The 18,205-nt window shown below is 68.3% G+C and carries 18 protein-coding genes; 6 read left to right on the forward strand and 12 right to left on the reverse strand.

The window, feature by feature from the left end; all coding sequences use genetic code 11:
• Positions 1-3: 3 nt before the first annotated feature.
• The gene (locus JGR64_RS12400; protein ID WP_199373727.1) at positions 4-1,281 is read right to left on the reverse strand and encodes an efflux RND transporter periplasmic adaptor subunit; all 1,278 of its coding nucleotides are present in this window, start codon (positions 1,279-1,281) and stop codon (positions 4-6) included.
• A 166-nt stretch (positions 1,282-1,447) separates the two neighbouring features.
• On the opposite strand from JGR64_RS12400, the gene JGR64_RS12405 reads away from it, so the two are divergent.
• Positions 1,448-2,086, forward strand: a complete 639-nt coding sequence (locus JGR64_RS12405; protein WP_185115868.1) for a TetR family transcriptional regulator — start codon at positions 1,448-1,450, stop codon at positions 2,084-2,086.
• Between the two features lie 319 nt (positions 2,087-2,405).
• On the opposite strand, the gene JGR64_RS12410 is transcribed toward JGR64_RS12405, so the two are convergent.
• Both JGR64_RS12410 and JGR64_RS12415 read right to left on the reverse strand, forming a co-directional pair.
• Positions 2,406-3,698, reverse strand: coding sequence for a sorbosone dehydrogenase family protein (locus JGR64_RS12410; RefSeq protein WP_199373730.1), 1,293 nt, complete (start codon positions 3,696-3,698; stop codon positions 2,406-2,408).
• Complete coding sequence (locus tag JGR64_RS12415) at positions 3,695-4,120, reverse strand: DUF2231 domain-containing protein (protein ID WP_199373732.1); 426 nt, start codon at positions 4,118-4,120, stop codon at positions 3,695-3,697. The genes JGR64_RS12410 and JGR64_RS12415 overlap by 4 nt, the downstream gene beginning before the upstream one ends.
• 533 nt (positions 4,121-4,653) lie before the next feature.
• On the opposite strand from JGR64_RS12415, the gene JGR64_RS12420 reads away from it, so the two are divergent.
• The 3 genes from JGR64_RS12420 (at position 4,654) to JGR64_RS12430 (ending at position 9,330) form a co-directional block, all read left to right on the forward strand.
• A complete protein-coding gene (locus JGR64_RS12420) occupies positions 4,654-6,312 on the forward strand; it encodes a ShlB/FhaC/HecB family hemolysin secretion/activation protein (protein WP_199373734.1) in 1,659 nt (552 codons plus the stop codon).
• A 136-nt stretch (positions 6,313-6,448) separates the two neighbouring features.
• Positions 6,449-8,602: a filamentous hemagglutinin N-terminal domain-containing protein gene (locus JGR64_RS12425; protein WP_234446957.1), complete on the forward strand. Its 2,154-nt coding sequence runs from the start codon at positions 6,449-6,451 to the stop codon at positions 8,600-8,602.
• 47 nt (positions 8,603-8,649) lie between these two features.
• Positions 8,650-9,330: a L,D-transpeptidase gene (locus JGR64_RS12430; RefSeq protein WP_234446958.1), complete on the forward strand. Its 681-nt coding sequence runs from the start codon at positions 8,650-8,652 to the stop codon at positions 9,328-9,330.
• 7 nt (positions 9,331-9,337) lie between these two features.
• Here JGR64_RS12430 and JGR64_RS12435 read toward each other — a convergent pair whose 3' ends face one another.
• Both JGR64_RS12435 and JGR64_RS12440 read right to left on the reverse strand, forming a co-directional pair.
• On the reverse strand, positions 9,338-9,919 hold the full coding sequence (locus JGR64_RS12435) for a hypothetical protein (protein ID WP_199373738.1): 582 nt from the start codon (positions 9,917-9,919) through the stop codon (positions 9,338-9,340).
• A 70-nt stretch (positions 9,920-9,989) separates the two neighbouring features.
• A complete protein-coding gene (locus JGR64_RS12440; RefSeq protein ID WP_199373740.1) occupies positions 9,990-10,823 on the reverse strand; it encodes a CHAD domain-containing protein in 834 nt (277 codons plus the stop codon).
• Between the two features lie 173 nt (positions 10,824-10,996).
• Between JGR64_RS12440 and JGR64_RS12445 the strand changes: the two genes are divergently transcribed.
• Positions 10,997-11,767, forward strand: a complete 771-nt coding sequence (locus tag JGR64_RS12445) for a DUF2189 domain-containing protein (protein WP_199373742.1) — start codon at positions 10,997-10,999, stop codon at positions 11,765-11,767.
• Positions 11,768-11,793: 26 nt separating this feature from the next.
• The gene (locus JGR64_RS12450) at positions 11,794-12,753 is read left to right on the forward strand and encodes an ADP-ribosylglycohydrolase family protein (RefSeq protein ID WP_199373744.1); all 960 of its coding nucleotides are present in this window, start codon (positions 11,794-11,796) and stop codon (positions 12,751-12,753) included.
• A 65-nt stretch (positions 12,754-12,818) separates the two neighbouring features.
• Here JGR64_RS12450 and JGR64_RS12455 read toward each other — a convergent pair whose 3' ends face one another.
• The 7 genes from JGR64_RS12455 to JGR64_RS12480 all read right to left on the reverse strand — a co-directional run bounded on the left by JGR64_RS12455 (position 12,819) and on the right by JGR64_RS12480 (position 17,794).
• Positions 12,819-13,559, reverse strand: coding sequence for a hypothetical protein (locus JGR64_RS12455; protein ID WP_199373746.1), 741 nt, complete (start codon positions 13,557-13,559; stop codon positions 12,819-12,821).
• 145 nt (positions 13,560-13,704) lie between these two features.
• Positions 13,705-14,322, reverse strand: coding sequence for a hypothetical protein (locus JGR64_RS12460; protein ID WP_199373748.1), 618 nt, complete (start codon positions 14,320-14,322; stop codon positions 13,705-13,707).
• 31 nt (positions 14,323-14,353) lie between these two features.
• Entirely contained in the window at positions 14,354-14,506 is a 153-nt protein-coding gene (locus JGR64_RS13935; RefSeq protein WP_199392064.1) for a hypothetical protein, read from the reverse strand.
• Positions 14,507-14,558: 52 nt separating this feature from the next.
• Positions 14,559-14,900: a hypothetical protein gene (locus JGR64_RS12465; protein ID WP_199373750.1), complete on the reverse strand. Its 342-nt coding sequence runs from the start codon at positions 14,898-14,900 to the stop codon at positions 14,559-14,561.
• A 5-nt stretch (positions 14,901-14,905) separates the two neighbouring features.
• Complete coding sequence (locus JGR64_RS12470; protein ID WP_199373751.1) at positions 14,906-15,160, reverse strand: hypothetical protein; 255 nt, start codon at positions 15,158-15,160, stop codon at positions 14,906-14,908.
• A gap of 181 nt (positions 15,161-15,341) precedes the next feature.
• Positions 15,342-17,465, reverse strand: a complete 2,124-nt coding sequence (locus JGR64_RS12475) for an AAA family ATPase (RefSeq protein WP_199373752.1) — start codon at positions 17,463-17,465, stop codon at positions 15,342-15,344.
• Between the two features lie 41 nt (positions 17,466-17,506).
• Entirely contained in the window at positions 17,507-17,794 is a 288-nt protein-coding gene (locus JGR64_RS12480) for a hypothetical protein (RefSeq protein WP_199373753.1), read from the reverse strand.
• Positions 17,795-18,205: the final 411 nt, after the last annotated feature.

The raw sequence follows: 18,205 nt of genomic DNA on the forward strand, positions 1-18,205 counted from the left end.
TGCTTACTCCTTCGAGGCCGAGGCCCCGGCCGCCGGTGCGGTGGCGCCGGAGGAGGCGGGGGTGGCCGCGTCAGCGGCATCGGCATCGGCGGTATCGACCGCGCTGGCGGCCGCAAGCGCGGCGGCGGCCGGCTGCACCTGCTTCGCGTCGGCAACGTCTTCCGTGACTTCCACCACGTCGCCCGGCTTGATCTTCTGCAGGCCGGCGGTCACCACGCGGTCGCCGGCGGCGAGGCCGTCCTCGACCAGCCAGGCGTCGCCAATGGTCTGGCTCACGCGCACCGGGCGCACGGACACCGTGCCGTCGTCGCCCACCACTATCGCCGTGGTGTTGCCCTTGGCGTCACGGCCGATGCCGCGCTGGGGCACCAGGATCGCGTCGTTGCGCACGCCGGCGCCGACCACCGCACGCACGTACATGCCGGGCAGCAGCACCTGGTCGGGGTTGGCGACTTCCACGCGCACCGAGAAGCTGCCGGTGCCCGGATCGACCGAGACTTCCGAGAACTTCAAGGTGCCGGGATGCGCGTAGGCGGTGCCGTCCTCGAGCAGGATGGTGACCGGCAGCGACGCGGTGCTTTCCAGCGTGCCGGCGGCCAGCGCCTTGCGCAGCTGCAGCAGTTCGGCACTGGTCTGGGTGAGGTCGACGTGGATCGGATCGAGCTGCTGCACCGTGGCCAGCGGCGCGGCCTGGTTGGCGGTGACCAGCGCGCCCTGCGTGACCGAGGACTTGCCGATGCGGCCGCTGATCGGCGCAGTGATGCGCGCATGCCCGAGGGGGACGTTGGCGGCGTCGAGCGCGGCGCGCGCGGCACCGACATCGGCCTCGGCCTGCTTGAGCGCGGCCTGGGCGTTGTCGTTGTCCTGGCGGCTCACGGCGTCGATCTTGACCAGCTCGGCGGTGCGCCGCGCGGTCAGCTGCGCTGCGGTGCGGGTGGCCTCGGCGCGGGCCAGCTGCGCGCGCGCGCTGTTGGCGGCGGCGCGATAGGTCGCGTCATCGAGCTGGTACAGCGGCTGGCCGGCTTCCACCAGGGCGCCTTCGGTGAACAGGCGCCTGGCGACTAGGCCATTGACCTGCGGCCGCACCTCGGCCACCAGCCACGCATGCGTGCGTCCCGGCAGCTCGCGGGTCAGGGTGACCTGCTGCGCGGCGAGGGTGGCAACGGTCACCGCCGGCCTGGGCGCCTGCTGCGGGTCCTGCCCGCCACCGCAGGCGGCGAGCGCAAGGGCGAGTGCGGCGGAAAGGGGCATCAGGAGGTGGCGACGGCGGTGCTGGGACATGGGTCGGCTCGCTTGGCGTGCTGGAATGAGGGAAAGCCAGCGCCTGTTCCGCCTCGTTGGTACAGGGCGAAGGGCTGGTCTGAATGGGGACGGCGCAATATACAACCATTCATGGATGTATGTAAGTGGGCTACACTCTCATCTCGCACAGGAGCGTTCAGCCGCCATGGCCAGGAAAACCAAAGAGGAAGCGCTGGTCACGCGCGAGGGCATCCTCGACGCGGCCGAAGCGTGTTTCCGCGAGCACGGCATGTCGCGCACCAGCCTCGAGGCGATCGCCGTGCGCGCCGGAGTGACCCGCGGCGCGGTCTACTGGCACTTCAAGAACAAGACCGACGTGCTGGAGGCGGTGATCAGCCGCGTCACCGTGCCCTTCCTGCACGGGCTGGAGTACGCATCGCGCCCGGAGGGCTCGACGCCGCTGGCCGACCTCCGCGAAAAGCTGCGCGCCTCGTTCGCGGACGTGGTCGACAAGCCGCACGTGCGCAACGCCATCGAGGTCATCGAGCTGCGCTGCGAGATCAGCGCCGAGACCACCCAGGTCCACGACCTGCGCCAGGCAGGGTTCCGCAACACCCACGCGCGCATCAATGCCGCCTTCAAGCGCGCCGAGGACCTCGGCCAGCTGCGCGCCGGCATGAGCGCGCACGCCTGCGCGATGGCCCTGCACTTCATGATCTCGGGCGTGATGCGCGCCTACCTGGTGGATCCGGAGCACGTCGACCTGCAGCGCGACGGCATGGGCGCCGTGGACCTGGCACTCGGCGCGATGGCCACCGCCGCCGCGCGCCTGCCGCGCGACTGACCGCAGCTGCTTGCGGCCTCGCCACGGTGGCCGGGAGGCCTTCGCGGCTCGGCGCTGACGGCAGGTACCGAAGAGCAATGCACCAGAACGCGGGTTGTGCTCTGGAACCACCGCGTACTGCGCGGACCGGGTGCCAAGGCCCTCGAGGGCGAAGTCAAGGAGGAGGCGATGGCCGCAGGGCCATCGACGGGGGACATGAGTCCTCAAGGGCCTTGGTACCCGGCGCCGATATCAGCGCCGTGCCTCGCTTGAATGGGAGAGCAGCCCAAAAAAAAGGCCCACCAGCGACGGTGGGCCTTTGTTTTGCAGAAGACCGGACTCAGAGCGTCGGCGTCACGCGCCAGATGGTGTTGGCCAGGTCGTCGGCGACGATCAGCGCACCGCGCGGGTCGACGGTCACGCCGACCGGACGGCCACGGGTCTTGCCGTCTTCGCCGCGGAAGCCGTAAACGAAGTCCACCGGCGGGCCGGACGGACGGCCGTTGCTGAAGGGCACGAAGATGACCTTGTAGCCGACCGGATCGTTGCGGTTCCAGCTGCCGTGCTCACCCACGAAGGCACCTTCGGCGAAACCGGCGCCCATCGTGGCGGTGGAGAAGTCCAGGCCCAGCGCGGCCACGTGCGAGCCGAGGCTGTAGTCCGGCGTGATCGCCGCGGCGACCTTTTCCGGGTCCTGCGGACGTACGCGCGGATCGACGTTCTGGCCCCAGTAGCTGTACGGCCAGCCGTAGAACCCACCCTCGCGCACCGAGGTCAGGAAGTCGGGCACGAGGTTCGGGCCAAGCTCGTCGCGCTCGTTCACGACCACCCAAAGCTGGCTGGTGGTCGGCTCGATGGCCAGCGCGGTGGGGTTGCGCAGGCCGGTCGCGTACGGCCGGTGCGCGCCGGTCTGCGCGTCGATTTCCCACACCAGCGCGCGGTCGGCTTCAGCCACCATGCCGCGCTCGGTGATGTTGCTGTTGGAGCCGATGCCGACGTACAGAAAGCGCCCGTCGGCACTCGCCGTCAGCGACTTGGTCCAGTGGTGGTTGATCGCCGAAGGCAGGTCCGCCACCTTGACCGGCGGCGCGCTCGCGCGCACCTGGCCGTCCTGGTAGTCGAACTTCACCAGTGCATCCTGGTTGGCCACGTACAGCGTGTTGCCGATCAGCGCGAGGCCGTACGGCGCGTTGAGATCCTCGGCGAATACGCTGCGCTCGTAGTTGCCGTCACCGTCGGGATCGCGCAGCAGCGTCAGGCGGTTGCCGCTCTTCACCTTGGTATTGCCCTGCGCCTTGATGCGCCCGGCAATCACGTCCTTCGGCTTCAGCTTGCCGGCGTTGCCGCCACGGCCTTCGGCCACGAGGATGTCGCCGTTGGGGAGCACCAGCGTCTGGCGCGGGATGTTGAGTTCGGTGGCGATGGCCTTGATCGCGTAGCCCTGCGGCACGGTGGGCACCATGTCGCCCCACTCCGCCGGCTTGGCGATGACCATGTCGGGCATCAGGCCACGCTCCTGCTTGGGGAGCTCAGGGCTGGCGCCGTACTGCGCGGGGTCCGGATCGCTGCCGCCGCCACAGGCGCCCAGCAGGGTGACCAGGCCGATGGCCGTGAACAGCTTCAAGTGCTTCATGCCCTGCCTCCCACGCGGATGGCGGAAAATCCGAAGTACGCCGCCGCAGCCGCGAGCACCGTCACGACCACCGACAGCACCAGGCCGGTCGGCATCATCGCCCACGCGTCCCTGGCGTGGACCAGCGAGTCGATGAAACCCACGACCCAGGTGGCAAGCAGCAGCAGCATGTAGACCAGCGGGCGCGTGCCGCGGTCACCACGGAAATAGTCGACCGCGCTCCACAGCAGCGCGCAGGCCGCGAACACCAGCGCGCCGGCGAGCAGCCACGAGGAGAAGTTGCTCCACTGGATCTCGTAAGTGCGGGCGTAGGCGATGTCGGTGACCATCGCGCCGAGGAACAGCGGGAAGGCCGCGGCAAGCAGGAATGCGTGCAGCGGATGAATTGCGCGTTGATACAGACGCTCGGCAGCGACGGCCACGGCGTTTCTCCTGGAGGATTGGAAAGGCGCCGGCAGCGGACATGTGCGGGCGCGGGATTCAGCTGGGGAAGGGTAACAACGCGCGTGTATTCATAGGGAGACGATGCTGGAACGATGCGGCCCGTATTCGCGCCGCCCAACGGCTTCACAACCTATTCAGAACAGCGGGCCGCTAATGGCCCGGGATCACTGCGATGCCGCTGGTCGATTCCGCCGACCCGATCGCCGCTCCATCCACACGGCCCGTCCGTGCCGCTCCACCACGCAAGGCTGGGACTCAGCGCCGCCGAATCAGGTTTCGGCGCACGACGCTGCACACGTTCCAGGAACAGGGGCCATCCGCAGACCGCCTACCCACCGCAACCGCAGCCGCGGGTGCGGTGAGCGCCTGCGCCTTGCCAGCCTCCAGACGCCGCGCCCGAGTCGCGCAGCGCATCCCCCATCCCACCTCTCCAGCGACTGTCCGGGGGCCCTGCACGCGCGGGTGCCGCGGGCGGCCGATACCCGCCAGGACGCACGCCATGAATCCACGAATGAAACTGTTGCCGCTGATGCTGCTTGCCATCAGTCACGGTGCGGTCGCGCAACAGATCCCCGGAGCCGGCAGCCAGCTGCGCCAGCTGCCCACGCCACCGCCCGCGCAAGCTGCGCAACCGCAGATCCGCATCGAGGATGGGATCGTGCCCGCCGCGGCGGCCGCCGACGCGCCCACCGTGCTGGTCGAGCGCCTGCAGGTCACCGGCGCCAGCGCCTGGCCCGCCTCTGAACTGGTGGCGATCGCGGAGTTCACACCGGGCACCAGGCTGACGCTGGCGCAGTTGCAGGCAATGGCCGCGCGCATCACCCGGCACTACCGGGACAACGGCTATTTCGTCGCGCGCGCCTGGCTGCCGGCGCAGGACGTCACGTCGAACAGCGTGACCATCGCGGTCAGCGAGGGCGTGCTCGGCCAGGTCACCCTGCGCAACCAGAGCAACCTGGCCGACAACGTGGCGCAAAGCCGCCTCGCGGGCCTCGAAAGCGGCGACGCGCTGACCATCGACCCGATCGAGCAGCGCCTGCTGCTGCTCTCCGACATCCCCGGGGTGGTCGTGCAATCGACGATGGTGCCGGGCCAGGCGCCGGGCAGTTCCGACCTGGTGGTGGACATCACCCCCGGCCGCCGAGTCACCGGCAGCGTCGATGCCGACAACGCCGGCAACCCCTACACCGGTGAATACCGCCTCGGCGCCACGGTCAACCTCAACAACCCGCTGGGACGCGGCGATGTCGCCTCGCTGCGCCTGCTGACCTCGGGCTCGGGCCTGACGTATGGCCGCGGCGCGTACCAGATGCTGTTCGGCCGCGCGACTGCCGGCGTGGCCTACAGCCGCCTGGAGTACGAACTCGGCGAGCAGTACGACGACCTCGGTGCGCACGGCACCGCCGACATCGCCAGCGTGTTCGGCTCCATCCCGCTGATCCGCTCGCGCGGGACCAATCTGTATGCCGGCCTTCAATACGACCACCGGCGCTTCGAGGACCGCATCGACCTGTTCGACGTGGTCACCGACAAGCGCGCACGCGTGGCCACGGCCAGCCTGTACGGCAACCACTACGACGGCTTCGGCGGAGGCGGTGCCAACGCCTTCCATCTCGCCCTGTCCTCGGGCGACCTGGACATCCAGACTCCGTCGGCGCGCGCGGTCGACGCCGTCACGGCACGCGCCCACGGCGGCTACACCAAGCTTGCGTTGAACGTCTCGCGCCTGCAGCGCCTCACCGATCTTTGGTCGCTGTATGGCGCGCTCGGCGGCCAGGTCGCCTCGGGCAACCTCGACGCCTCCGAGAAGCTCGTGCTGGGCGGGATGGATGGCGTGCGCGCCTATCCGCAGGGCGAGGGCTTCGGCGACGAAGGCCTGCTCGCCAACCTCGAAGTGCGCCGCCTGCTGCCGGGCCTGAGCGGGCACGTACCCGGCCAGGTGCACCTGCTCGGCTTCGTCGATGGCGGCCGCATCACCGTGGACAAGGACCCGTGGTTTGCCGGCGACAACACTCGCAGCCTGAGCGGCGCCGGCATCGGCGCCACTTGGGACGACCCGGGCAATTTCGCGGTCCGCAGCTACTACGCCCGCAAGGTCGGCGGCGAAGACGCGCTCTCCGCTCCGGACAGGTCCGGGCGCTTCTGGATCCAGGCCATCAAGTACTTCTGAGCCGCCGCCCGTTCGCCGCCTGCCCCACCCCACATTCGAAGGATCCGACATGTACGTTGCCCACGCTTCCACCCAGGCCCCGCGCGCCACCCCTGTACGCGCCCGTCGCCCCGTCGCCGGCCGCGGCCTCGGCGCCATGAGCCTCCACGCACTCTCGGGCGCGGTGCTGCTGGCACTGGCCACCTCGGCGCACGCGGCGCCACCTTCCGGCGGCGTGGTGACCACCGGCGCTGCGACCATCGACCAGCAGGGCGGAAGCACGGTCATCACCCAGACGACCCAGAAGGTGTCGATCAACTGGCAGGACTTCGGCATCGCCGCGGGCGAGTCGGTGCGGTTCGTGCAGCCGGGCGTCGACTCCATTGCGCTGAACCGCGTGCTGGGCTCCGATCCGTCGGTGATCCTCGGCAACCTGTCGTCCAACGGCCGGGTGTTTCTGCTCAACCCGAACGGCATCCTGTTCGGCCAGGGCGCGTCGGTGAACGTCGGCGGCCTGGTGGCCACGACCATGCGCCTCGGCGATGCCGACTTCCAGGCCGGCAACCACGCCTTCGGCAACGCCGGCGACGGCGCGGTGGTCAACCAGGGCAGCATCACCGCCCGCGACGGCGGGCACGTGGCACTGATGGGCCAGCGCGTGAGCAACCAGGGCGTGATCGTCGCCCGCCTGGGCACGGTGGCCCTGGCCGCGGGCGAGGCGGTCACGCTCGACGTCGCGGGCGACGGGCTGTTGAACGTCGCAATGTCGACCGGCGCGGTCAACGCGCTCGCCGAGAACGGCGGGATGATCCGTGCCGATGGCGGCCGCGTGCTGATGACCGCGCAGGCCGCGGGCAACCTGCTGCACACCACTGTCAACAACACCGGCGTCATCCAGGCGCAGTCGATCGGCAACCGCGGCGGCACCATCGTGCTGCTGGGCGACATGCAGAGCGGCACCGTGAACCTCGGCGGCACGCTGGATGCCAGCGCGCCCGGCGGCGGCAACGGCGGTTTCATCGAAACGTCGGCGGCGACCGTCAACGTCGACGGCGGCGTGCACGTGACCACCGCCGCCCCGCTCGGCCAGACCGGCCGCTGGCTGATCGATCCGCAGGACTTCACCATCGGCAGCGCGCCCGGCGACAACATCGCCGGCTCCACGCTGTCGGCACAGCTGGTGACCACCAACGTCGAAATCAGCACCATCGGCGGCGGCACGGGCAACGGCGACATCTTCGTCAACGACGCGGTCAGCTGGACGGCGAGCGGTGCACCCACAACGCTCACCCTCACCGCCAACCGCAACGTCGACATCAATGCGGCCATCACCGCCACCAACGGCAACCTCGCCGTGTGCTGCGGCCAGGACGTCAACGTCAATGCCGCCATCACCACCACCAATGGCAGCGTGCTGCTTGCCGCCGGGCGCGACGTCAACCAGTTCGCCGACATCACCGTGACCGACGGCAACCTGATGATGTGCGCGGCCAACGACGTCAACGTGGCGGGTGCGATCACCCTCACCCGCGGCACCGACGACCCCACGCGAAGCCTCGGCCTGGCGCGCGGCCTCACGCTCAGCGCCGACACGGACGGCACCGGCCCCGGCATCGAGGGCGGTACGGTCGTGTTCGATTCGCTCGCGCCGCCGGCCACGGTGACCGCCGCACCGGTTGCGATCTACTACAACCCCGTGTCCTACACCGCGCCCACCGACTACTCCACCAGGTTCACCCTCACCGAAGGCGCTGCGCTGCGGCAGTACATGCTGGTGTTCGCCACCGGCGGCGACCGGCCCTACGACGGCACCACGGCCACCACGCTTACCGGCCTGAAAGGCAACCCCGATGGCGTGATCCTGGTGGCCGGCCCCGACGCCGTGGCCAACTTCGACAGTCCGGAAGAGGGCACCGGTGGCATCACCTACAGTGGCTACACGCTGGGCGGCGCGAATGCCGACGCGTACGCGCTGGCGGTGAACTGCTGCGGCACGGTGGCGGCGCACACCACGGGCACCATCACGCCCGCGCCGACCACGCCGCCGCCCACCACTCCGCCGCCGACGACGCCGCCCCCGACCACGCCACCGCCGACGGTTCCGCCACCGGATACCCCGCTGGTGCCGCCGCCGACGCGCGAGCCGATCTTCGCGCCCACCCCGCGCCCGCGCCTGCCGCTGGCGCCGCCGGACAACCCGACGCCGGGCGTCACCGACGAAAAGCCCACGCAGACCCTGGTGGTGACGCCGCCGGTCGAAGTGCCCGTGTACGTGGCGCCGGTGCGCGTGCCCAAGCCGTACCGCAACTAGCCATGGCGGATCTGGATTCGCGCGTGCCGACGGCAACGCGCAACGCGATGCATGCAGGAGCCCGCCTTGCGGGCGCCTGCCTGCTGCTGGTGGTGCTGCCGGGCACCGCTTGGGCCAACGGCAGTGCGCCGCGGCTTGCCGACTTCAAGGACGCGAGCGCGTCGGCGCAAACCCGACATGTCGCGCACTGGGCCTTGCATTCCGGCGACAACGCCGGCATGCCGTACATGGTGGTCGACAAGGCCGCGGCACGGGTGTTCGTGTTCGATCGCGACGGCCAACTGCAGGGCGATGGACCGGCACTGCTGGGCATGGAGCGCGGCGACGGCACGGCCGCAGGCCTCGGCGAGCGCAAGCTCTCCGCGGTCACGCCGCAGGAGCGCACGACACCGGCGGGTCGCTTCGTCGCTTCGCTGGCGCCGGACCTCAAGGGCCAGGAGATCCTGTGGATCGACTACGATTCCGCGCTCGCGCTGCATCGCGTCGCCAAAGGCACGCCGGCGGAGCGACGCGCCGAGCGGCTGCAGAGCGAAAGTCCCGATGACAACCGCATCTCCTACGGCTGCATCAACGTGGCGGTGGCGTTCTACGAAGGCGTGGTGAGCCCCGCCTTCAGCCACAGCAACGGCGTGGTCTATATCCTTCCGGAAACCCGCACGGCGCGCGAGGTGTTCGGTTCGTATGACGTGGATTTGACCGGGCCTGAAGCGGCTGGCGCGGCGCGCTGAGTCGCGCTCAGGGCCTGCCCTGGTCGTCCGGCTCCTCTTCCACTGGCGGCGGAGCGTCCCGGGCGGGCGCATCGTCCCGCTTGAGTTCGCCCCGGGCCTTGCCCAAGGTGTCGGACAGCTCGTGGTAGGTCTTCACGAACCCGCTGCGGACCTCGCTCCATGAAGCGGCCGCCGCATGGCGCAGCCCGCCGTACCATTCGGCCAGCGTGTTGCGCCGTTGCCGCAGGTCGGCCATCGTCGCCTCCGCGCGCGTCCGCGCCGACTGGCCCATCCGTTCCCGATCCCGGGCCAACTGCGCGTCGAGCCGCTGGATCTGCCGGTCAAGCTCTTCCGCTCCGCGCCTTGCGTTGGCCAGCGCCTCGGCGCGTCGCTCGGCCGAAAAAGTACGGATGGCGTCCACCGAGCGGTCGATCTCGCTCCGCATCCGCCCCTCTTCCGCCGCGCTCCCGGCACGTTCTTTTTCGGCCTGCTCCGGTGTGGCCGGCGTTGCCGGCTTGGACGCAGCCTGGTCCGCAGCGCGCTGCGCCACTGCGATGGGCGTCACGAGCACCAGCAGACCCGCGGCGAGCCTACGTTGGATTGCGTTCATCGACTCCTCCTTCGGTGGCCCCTGTCGTTGGCAACGAGAGAGGAGCCGGCTCACGGCCAGGGGACCCGATTCAGGTGCCCGTGGCAGCCGCGCCCCACGTCGCCAGTGGCCGCCCGCCGTGGCGGGCTACATACGCCTGGATGTCCTTCCGCGCGCGCTTCCCCTGCCGGCGCGCAAACCGGTCCAGTGCGCGCCGGTCTGCCGGGGCAAACGGTGAGTCTTCGCCGCAGTGCTTCGCCAGCAGCGTCAGGTCCTGCGCGTGGCCCAGCAGGCCGGCGAGTTTCTTCGTGTGCGGGTCGGTCGACAGCGTCGCGGAGCCCGCCGCGCGGATCTGCTGCCCAAGCCGCCGGACCCGCCGCCGCCAGCGGTGCCAGCGCTCATCGCTGCCACCCTTGACCGCGCTACGACCTGCCTTGGCTGCACGTCGGGTCGAACGCTCCAGGGCGCACTCGACCTGCGTCGCCGTCAGGCTGGCCCAGTCCAACATGCCGATCCGGGGCCCGAGTGCGGCCAGCTGATCGCGGCGGCCCTGCAATCCGGGATCCCCGCGAAGGTGGGCGCGCACGAGCCGCATCCGCCGCAGGATCGCGGCCCGCCGCGCCGATACCAGCAAGGCCACGGCTTCGGCTCCGTGCACGTGCTTCGCAAGGCGCTCGAGCACCTCGACCAGCGCCTGCGCATCGCGCAGCTGCGACAGCGACACGTTGACCTGCCGGACCTCCGCATCGATCGCGGCCAGGTCCGGGCCGAGCGCGTCGCCGGCCAGCGCGAGCGTGGCGCGTACACGCCGCAAGGACTTGCGCGCCTGGTGGACGCCGCGGTGCCGGCGTCGCCCGGACCAGGCGAGGCAGTCGATGGCGCGCTCGAGCTGGGCGCGGGCGTAGGCCTCCAGCACTTCATTCACCCTGGGCTCCATGCGCCCGAGCCTAGCGCGGCGCGGCGCCAGGGCACCACTCCACGCCACGCGCTGGCCATGGGCAATGGTGGTAAAATCGCCATCGACAAGGCACCCCCGTCGCCCGCTCCGGGCGAAGCACCAACCACCGGGGATACGTACCTTCCTATCAGGAGGACGCCATGACGACCATGCATTCGGGCGCTTTGCCCTCGCATCCGGGCCACGGGGCCGAACACATCTCCTTCTTCGAACCAGTGCACTGGGTGTCGCTGGGGATTCGTGATTTCCGTCGCGCACCTTCTGTGGGCATCGCCTACGGGCTGATGGTGACGGTGATGGGTTGGCTGGTCTTCGCCTTGGGCAACCACCCGTACTTCATCGCCGCGGCGGTATCCGGCTTCCTGCTGCTCGGACCGATCCTGGGCGCGGGATTGATCGAAGCCTCGCGCGCCATGGAGGCCGGCGAAACACCGACCTTCGACAGCTCGCTGCTCGGACTTGCCCGCAACCGGTCTGCGCTGGAGCACTTCGCCATCACCCTGCTGGCGTTTGCCGCCGTGTGGCTTCTGCTCTCCACCCTGGTGCTGACCGCGACCACGGGTCCGGTCGCTCCCGATGTCGAACGCACGCTGTGGGACAGCGCGCTCCCGATGATGTCCCCCGGCCAGTGGTTCGCATGGGCCGCGATGGGCGGCGTGCTGGCGCTGCTGAGCTTTGGCATCTCGGTCATCGCCGTGCCGCTGATGCTCGACAAGCACGTGCGCGCCGGCGACGCGATGCGCGCCAGCCTGCACGCCGTGGCACGGCACCCGATCGCAAGCGCCGCGTGGGCGATGCTGATCGTTGTGCTCACGGCGATCGGCATCGGAACCGCGTTGCTGGGGCTGGTGGTGATCTACCCGGTGCTTGGGCATGCGAGTTGGCATGCGTATCGGGCACTGCGAGACTAGCTGCACACACTCGCCCGGGGGGAGCGATGCAGGGATCAGAGAAGACGGCGGCGCTGAAGCAGCACCGCCGCAACCGCATCGCCGGGAGTCTTGCCGGCCTGCTCGTCGGCGATGCGCTGGGCGTGCCCTACGAGTTCAATCCGCCGCAGGCTTTACCGCCGGCGGAGAAGATCGAGTTCGAGCCGCCTGCGGGATTCCGACGCGCACATTCGCGCGTAGCACCCGGCACGTGGAGTGACGATGGCGCGCAGGCGCTGGTACTTTCGTACAGCCTGCTCGAGTGCGGCGGGCTGGACCTCGACCATTTCGCCGAAGGCCTGCTGCGCTGGCGCGACGAGGGCTACTGCGCCGTCGATGGCGATGTCTTCGACATCGGGATCCAGACCAGCCGGGCGCTCGACCGGCTCCGCGCAGGCGTACCGCCCGAGTCGGCGGGACCTGCCGGCGAGCGTGACAACGGCAATGGCTCGCTGATGCGGGTGTTGCCGATCGCGCTCTGGCACACAGGACCGGACGACGAGCTCTGCCGCCTTGCCATGCGGCAGTCGCTCCCGACACATGGCCACGCCCGCTCGCAGATCGCTTGCGCGCTGTACTGCCTGTGGGTGCGGCGCACGTTCGCGGGCACGGACGATGCGTGGGACGAGGCCGTTGCGACCCTCCGGGGGCTGACGGCTGCGCTGGCGATGCTGCCGGCCGAAGTCGAGCTGGTGCTCGACCCCGTGCACAGCACGCAGTGCAAGGGCACGGGCTACGTTGTTGACTCGCTGTGGTCAGCGCGGGCGGCGATCGTTGAGACGGATGATTTCGAGAGCTGCGTTCGTCGGGCGGTGGCGTTTGGGAACGACACGGATACCACCGCGGCGATCGCGGGTGGGGTGGCGGGGGCGCGGTATGGGCTAAGTGGGATCCCGTGGAGGTGGCGGCGTGGATTGCGGGGGCGCAAGGAAATCTTGGCTCCGCTGCTGGACATCCCGCTCATTTGACGCCGTCCGCCGCGACAAGTGACAAATTCTCCAGCGAGGGCGCCTCGCTGGAGTAGTGACCCGCGTCAGGTTCGTCGATTGCCCCTCTTGCGCTCACTCAGGAGGAGGAGGCTGCCCGGGAAAACACACTTCGTCTTGACGTGTGCGTACCCGTCAGTGCGCAACGGGAAGACCCAGGCATATGCATGAATCTCTGGTCTGCTCGCCAGATCGAGGCAACCGAGCCAGTCAGTGACCTTTTGCTTCAGCTTCGCGCGATCCACCTGCCTCCCACCACGCGGGTGCTCGAGCGCAACTTCAGACAGTGCGATGTAAGGACTAACAAATACGGCGGCGACGCGCTTGTGCGCCTCGTCAGCGGTCAGTGCCCCCGCATCGTTCCATGCCCGCTCATGCGCCGCCCAAACGATTGGACTCAGACCCCGCGCACGAACGCCGATGGACTGCCAAGCTTGTTTGGCCTCCAACGCATATCCGGTCCGGTTACCCAGCCAAAGATCACACCTGCCGCGCTTGGTGCTGCCCTCCTCCACTTTTTCGGACGGCACAACTCCCCGTTTGGTGGTCGAGTACTCCTCTAGCGCGCACCAGCCCTTCAGGCTCCACGCAGCAGCGGCAAGGACACTCAACGACGCTCTCTCGTTGTACCACCAAGGGTTGTCCTCGAACGCGTGAAGCCTACAGAAGTCGTAGGTTCTCTCTGTCCAGCTCCGCAGTACGGGCTTGAGCCCTTCCAGCCCAGCACCGCGCTTTGCGACGACCTTGCAATCGAAGTCCAATATCCTTCCCCTGTGCTTTTGTTCCATCATTTCATTCGAGCACTACAAGACCTGTCACGGCCCTTGATCACACCGTCTCGTACGGTCACGTATTTGCAAGCAACACCACCTGGACCATCACTATCTCCGTAGCTTCGGGTTGATCGGAAGGATTTCTGGGCGTCTCGATCCTCTAGAGATCCTTCGGCGCGAGCGGACGACCACCCAGCGAGGCGCGACTGAATCCGGGCCGGACAGCGTGGCCCAGGGTTTCCAAGGGGACCGCCTGGCGGTCGAACTGCACCGCGTGATCGGGGCTGTAGTTGACGCAGAAGCCCACGACTCGCCCGTAACACACCACGCCTTCCGGCATGGCCGCCACAGCTTGCTGGACGATGGTTTCAGCACTGTCCGGATCCGGGTACCAGAACAGGCGGCTCCTCGCATTCACCACCCCAGCGATCGTAATCGGACTGGGAATGGACAAGGTGGTCTCCCAAACGACATGCGGCTGGAAAGCCTGCCGATAACCGCGATCATCGCGCGCCCACTGCACGTAACGGCTATCTTCGATTGCGTCGAAGACGACACCCTCGTCCACTTCGAGCGCCGCCGCCAGCTTGCAGGCCAATCCCCGTGACTCTTTAAGGTCACCTGCCAGCATGGCCTCGATGTGGCGGATGCCCTTGGCGACCGTCGAGACGTAGCCCATTCGCCGCGCCAGCTGCGCATTCGTCAGGCCCAGCGCGCGCATTCGCGCCTCCATCAGATCTGCCATTGGCAGATCACCATCAATATTCAGTCGGTACATGTCGCCTCCCTGGCAATCGTCCAATCCCGCGCTAGTACAACCGGCGCACGGCTTGCGCGCTGTACTCCGGATTCTGTGCCTCGGCCGCGCGTCGGGCCTGGTCAGGCGTACCGGCGTGTACTACGACCTTGAACGTCGCGGTGCCGCCGCCCTTGCCACCCATCGTCACTTCCCAGCTTGCCATTGTTCCTCTCCCGGCATGGTTTCAAGTTCAAGAACATATGATTGCTTGCATGTCATGGCATGCGCCGCCCGTAGGTCAGCAGCACGGTCGAGCTGCTCCCTTGGTGGGTCAGGACGTCTTTGGCAATGAAGCTCCAGCCACTGAGCGACATGCCAAAGTGCACGTGATTGATGCGCTGTGGCAAATCCGAGGCCTGGCCGACGTCAACGGAGACCGTAAGGATCCTCAGCCCCGAGGCGATTGCCTGCATGCCGACCTGCAGGTGCGGATTGTCCGTCGGATTGGACAGTAACGAAGGCTGGGCGACCTTCGCACTGGCGGCCATCACCGGGCCGCAGGACATGAGCAAGAGCGCCACGATAAGAAGGCTGTCGCAGGCCTTGTTTCGTCGCATGGTCGTCATCCGCTGTAGTGGGTCAGGTGATGGCCGAAGTCGTCCAATTCCGAATCGCCCATGCCCCGCTCGTCGCCGAATACGTTCTGGTAGTAGTCGTCCTGGAGGCCGCGCTCGAACAGTTCAACACCGCTCCGCAGGTCGTCCAGCGAACCAGCCCAGAGGAGTTCGCACAGACCGACCAGACTTGCATTGCCCGCCTCAAAGTCGATGGCCTTGAGCGCGCTCACCCCATCCAATGCCGTACTGATGGCTTTCACCACAGTTCGGACTTCGTCTGCCTCGCCTTCTCCATCCAGATAGACCAGCAGAAAGCCGTGGCACCGCCAAACGCGGCAGCGTCCTTGATATACAGGCCATGGAAGTACTCGAGCGGAGAACGTTCCGAAACAGTGGTGGGAATCTCAGACTGGATTTGCATGGTATGCCCTTTGGCTGGAGTTACAGGAAGCCAATGCGCCGGGTCGGCAGATGCGCTGCCTTGCCAGACTGCTCGCGCTCGAGCATGGCCTGCAGACGCGCCGGTTCCCGGGATTCCGGCAGCAGCCGCGCCTGCCGGTACACGTTCACGAAGTCGCCCGGGGTCAGAGCCCTGAGCGCGTCCAGGTGCGCGGGCAGCTGCGTGGGTACCTCGACATCGAGTGCCTGCAACAGGTCGGCGAACAGCACGCGCACCTGCGCGGGTGCCAGGTAATCAAAGCCCACCTTGAAATCGAAGCGGCGCGCGCTGGCCACGTCCATCGCATCGACACGGTTGGTGGTGGCCATGAACACACCCTCGAAGCGCTCCATGCAGGTGAGCATCTCGTTGACCATGCTCACCTCCCACTGCTGTGACGCACGCTCGCGGTTGCCGAGCAGGCTGTCCGCCTCGTCAATCAGCAGCGCCGCGCCAGCAGCTTCGGCGTCGCGGAAGGCCGCGGCAATCAACTGCTCGGTCTGGCCGACGTACATCCCCTTCAGCTCCGAGATGCGCTTGACGTGCAGCGGCCGTCCCAGCGAGGCGGCCAGTTGCCGCGCCCACTCCGTCTTGCCGGTACCCGAAGGCCCGTGCAGGCACAGCCGGGCGGAAGGCTGGCCCGCCAGGCCCAGGGCCAGGCTCTGCAGGTCCACATCGGCATTCACGCAATCGGCGCGGTACGGCATGGCGTTGTCGCGCGAGCCGGCCTGCGGGCTTGCGTCCAGCGCTTTCATCGTCTGCAGCGTCAGCGACTGCAGCAAGGCCGCGCCGTCCGCCTCATCGACCGGCGCCAACGTGCGCAACACCGCCGCCAGGCGCTCCAGATGACCGGGCGTCAGGGCCGACTCGCCGCCCAGCCTGTGCAGCACGCGCTCCGGCACCGGCAGGTCGGCGAACAGCTGGGCAATCAACCTGCCCCGCCCTGCGCGGCTGGGCGTGGCCAGCTCGATGACCATGTCGAAGCGGCGCAGATAGGCCGGATCGATCTGGCGCACCGAATTGCTCACCCAGAACGTCGGCCGCGCGTTGTCCTCGAGCACGCCCGTCACCCAGCCCTTGTTGCGGTCACGTGGCGAACTGCGGCGACGTCCCGGAAACGCATCGTCACCGTCGTCGGGAAACACATCCTCCACCTCATCGAACAGCATCATCGTGAGCGGCTGGTGGCGCAGCACTTCCTGGCAGGCGCTGTAGCTGGTCAGCCTGTGCATCGGCGACAGCGGGTCCTTGTCCTCGTCGACCGCAGGCACCTCCATCAGCTGGGCCTCCAGCGCGCCGGCAAGCGCCCGCACAAGTTCGGTCTTGCCCGTCCCCGGTGCACCGTGCAGCAGGACATTGGCCCCGCGGCGGTTCGACGCGAACACCTGTGAGAGATAGCGCTTCAGCAACACGACATCGCTGGCGGCGTGGTCGAAATCCTCGAGCTTCAGCCGCGCCGGCGGCGCAGGGCGAAAGAACTGCCCGAGAATGGCCTCGACCGTGGCTTCGGCCCCGCGCAACACCGCGACCACCGACGGGTTGAAGCGGATGAACATGAAGGGCCTGCTGCAGCCGTGGCGCAGTTCGAAGCCGTTGGTTCGACGCAGCGGATTGTCGCGATGGAACGCTGACAGCACCTCGCGTTCTTCCAGGTCCAGCATGAGCGCAAACAGCTGGGCCGCGCCGTCGTCATCCACTTCACCGCCCAGGTCGATGGCGCGCTGCAGCTCCGGATGGACATTGGCGTGCAGGCCCAGTGATACCAGCGCGCGCTCGGCGGCAGTGAACCGCAGCGCCTTCGCGAGTCCATCGGCAAGCACCTCGGTGGCCGGGGTGCCGAGCGCACGCAGCTCCTCATCGAGCCGCCGCGACTGCATGTCGCAGGCGGCCAGTGACCTGCCGACATCGATGTCCCCGGCATCAACATCGCCACCGATGCCGACAAAGCGCTGAAGCAGGGCCCGGCAGGCACGCAACGCCAGCACGCTCTCCGCTTCGCCACCCGCCACCGCCACGCGCAGCGTGGCCGCAAGCGCACGCACCACCCAGCGCCTGACCTCTACAGAGGGCAACCTGGTCTGCACGTCGTGCGCCGCCTGCGCGGTCATCAGCTCTTCAAACGTCATTCCCTCTCCCCCCTCAGAAATGGACACCGCAAGACGGGCTTTCAGTCCTCTTCGGGATAGTCCGGCGCCGACGGCGGCAGCAGGGCGATGACCTCCAGGCCCTCCTCGAGCTCCTCGATGCCCGCACGCAGCCCGGCCATGGCCAGCGACCAGGCCGCCAGGTTCACCGAACGCGCCGCCACCATCGACCGCGTGGCGCGCTTGGCCGCGGCGAGCACGGCGTCGGCCGCTGCAAACGTATCGCGCAGGGTCTCCAGCGTCGGATGGAACATGGCCACTTCCACAGCCTCGCGCAGCTGCACATTGACGGCGGCGTAGGTCAGCAACACCGTGGGATACGCACGGCGGGAGTGGGCCGACACTCCGTGGGCAAGTAAGACTTGGGCGCAGGCATGGGCCCCGAGAAAGCCGCGGCGCAGCAGCGCGGTCGGGTTGGTGGAACGGCGGGGGGAAGCGGAACGCGACGCAGCGACGGAAGCAACCATGGTCAATCCTCCAGGCGAAAAGTTGATCTGAGGTGAGGCCGCGCAGCGGCCACGGCGCTGAAAGGCGCGACGTGGCGTCGACGACAGCAAGCTGTCGAGTACGGGATCGGATCAGTGGTGGTCCGGCAGACATGCCCGCAGGATCAGGTGGATGCTCAGATCAACGCTTCGTGCGGGGAGTGGAAGGACTTGCCTCCCATCCGTGCCGAAGGACGAATGCTTTACCAGGATTTGGGGACCGCCCTGGAAGTTATT

The organism is Luteimonas sp. MC1572, from assembly GCF_016615815.1.
In the GTDB taxonomy this organism is placed as follows: Bacteria; Pseudomonadota; Gammaproteobacteria; order Xanthomonadales; family Xanthomonadaceae; genus Luteimonas.

Bases quoted from the DNA above. Each gene is read 5' to 3' on its own strand.
- JGR64_RS12465 (WP_199373750.1), bottom strand. From the start codon at position 14,900: ATGCGACGAAACAAGGCCTGCGACAGCCTTCTTATCGTGGCGCTCTTG.
- JGR64_RS12455 (WP_199373746.1), bottom strand. From the start codon at position 13,559: ATGGAACAAAAGCACAGGGGAAGGATATTGGACTTCGATTGCAAGGTC.
- JGR64_RS12410 (WP_199373730.1), bottom strand. From the start codon at position 3,698: ATGAAGCACTTGAAGCTGTTCACGGCCATCGGCCTGGTCACCCTGCTG.
- JGR64_RS12460 (WP_199373748.1), bottom strand. From the start codon at position 14,322: ATGTACCGACTGAATATTGATGGTGATCTGCCAATGGCAGATCTGATG.
- JGR64_RS13935 (WP_199392064.1), bottom strand. From the start codon at position 14,506: ATGGCAAGCTGGGAAGTGACGATGGGTGGCAAGGGCGGCGGCACCGCG.
- JGR64_RS12435 (WP_199373738.1), bottom strand. From the start codon at position 9,919: ATGAACGCAATCCAACGTAGGCTCGCCGCGGGTCTGCTGGTGCTCGTG.
- JGR64_RS12420 (WP_199373734.1), top strand. From the start codon at position 4,654: ATGAAACTGTTGCCGCTGATGCTGCTTGCCATCAGTCACGGTGCGGTC.
- JGR64_RS12405 (WP_185115868.1), top strand. From the start codon at position 1,448: ATGGCCAGGAAAACCAAAGAGGAAGCGCTGGTCACGCGCGAGGGCATC.
- JGR64_RS12400 (WP_199373727.1), bottom strand. From the start codon at position 1,281: ATGTCCCAGCACCGCCGTCGCCACCTCCTGATGCCCCTTTCCGCCGCA.
- JGR64_RS12425 (WP_234446957.1), top strand. From the start codon at position 6,449: ATGAGCCTCCACGCACTCTCGGGCGCGGTGCTGCTGGCACTGGCCACC.
- JGR64_RS12445 (WP_199373742.1), top strand. From the start codon at position 10,997: ATGACGACCATGCATTCGGGCGCTTTGCCCTCGCATCCGGGCCACGGG.
- JGR64_RS12450 (WP_199373744.1), top strand. From the start codon at position 11,794: ATGCAGGGATCAGAGAAGACGGCGGCGCTGAAGCAGCACCGCCGCAAC.
- JGR64_RS12430 (WP_234446958.1), top strand. From the start codon at position 8,650: ATGCATGCAGGAGCCCGCCTTGCGGGCGCCTGCCTGCTGCTGGTGGTG.
- JGR64_RS12475 (WP_199373752.1), bottom strand. From the start codon at position 17,465: ATGACGTTTGAAGAGCTGATGACCGCGCAGGCGGCGCACGACGTGCAG.